Here is a 1,157-nt window from a genome sequence, read left to right on the forward strand (position 1 = left end):
TTCGGCGGCAAGGTCGGGCACCACCCGGCGGACGTCAGCGACCCGGCGCAGATCGCCGACATGATCGCCTACGCCGAGCGCGAATTCGGCGGCGTGGACATTCTGGTCAACAACGCCGGCATCCAGCATGTGGCGGCGGTAGAAGAGTTCCCGGTGGAACGCTGGGATGCGATCATCGCGATCAACCTGTCGTCGGTGTTCCACAGCACGCGCCTGAGCCTGCCGGGCATGAAGGCCAAGGGCTGGGGGCGCATCGTCAATATCGCCTCGGTGCATGGCCTGGTGGGGTCGGTGGGCAAGGCCGCGTATGTGGCGGCCAAGCACGGCGTGATCGGCCTGACCAAGGTGGTCGGCCTGGAAACCGCCACCAGCAACGTGACCTGCAACGCGATTTGCCCCGGCTGGGTGCTGACGCCGCTGGTGCAGAAGCAGATCGATGACCGCGCCGCCAACGGCGTCGACCCGCAGCAAGCCCAGCATGATTTGCTCGCGGAGAAGCAGCCGTCGCTGGAGTTCGTGACCCCGCCGCAACTGGGCGAGTTGGTGCTGTTTTTGTGCAGCGAGGCCGGCGCCCAAGTGCGCGGCGCGGCGTGGAATATCGACGGCGGTTGGCTGGCTCAATAGACCAAACACAGAAAATCCAATGTGGGAGGGGGCTTGCCCCCGATGGCGGTGCTCCAGTAACAGATGTGTTGACTGACACACTGCAATCGGGGGCAAGCCCTCCCACATTGGAACTCTATTGTTTGGAAGACCTGTACAAGAATAAGAGACGTGCGTATGTCCGAGATCCTCTGGCAACCCTCCCCCGAACGCATCCGCCACACCCGGATGGACCAGTTCCGGCGCTTTATCAATGACCGCTACAGCGTGCAGCTCAGCGACTATCCAGCCTTGCACCAGTGGAGCATCGATCAGCGAGCCGACTTCTGGCAGGCGCTCGTGACGTTTTTCGACGTGCAGTTTCGCAGCCCGCCCAGCGCGGTGTTGATCGAAGACGCCGAGATGCCCAGCGCCCAGTGGTTCCCCGGCGCAACCCTGAACTTTGCCGAACACCTGCTGCGCCGTCGCGACGATCACCCCGCTGTAGTCGCCATCGGCGAAGACGGCCAGCGCGAGCAACTGAGCTACGCCGAGCTGGCCGCCCACGTCGCCGG

At 64.0% G+C, this 1,157-nt stretch carries 2 protein-coding genes; both read left to right on the plus strand.

The genetic code is table 11. The features are described 5' to 3' along the window. Window positions 1–624, plus strand: a 624-nt coding sequence (locus L9Z73_RS30875; RefSeq protein WP_247408773.1) for a 3-hydroxybutyrate dehydrogenase, incomplete at its 5' end; no start/stop codon positions are given. A gap of 156 nt (window positions 625–780) precedes the next feature. After that, window positions 781–1,157 (plus strand): acetyl-coenzyme A synthetase N-terminal domain-containing protein (locus tag L9Z73_RS30880; protein WP_282598814.1); only part of this gene is annotated, 377 nt, incomplete at its 3' end.

This window comes from Pseudomonas emilianonis, from assembly GCF_023072625.1.
GTDB classification, from domain to species: domain Bacteria; phylum Pseudomonadota; class Gammaproteobacteria; order Pseudomonadales; family Pseudomonadaceae; genus Aquipseudomonas; species Aquipseudomonas paraveronii.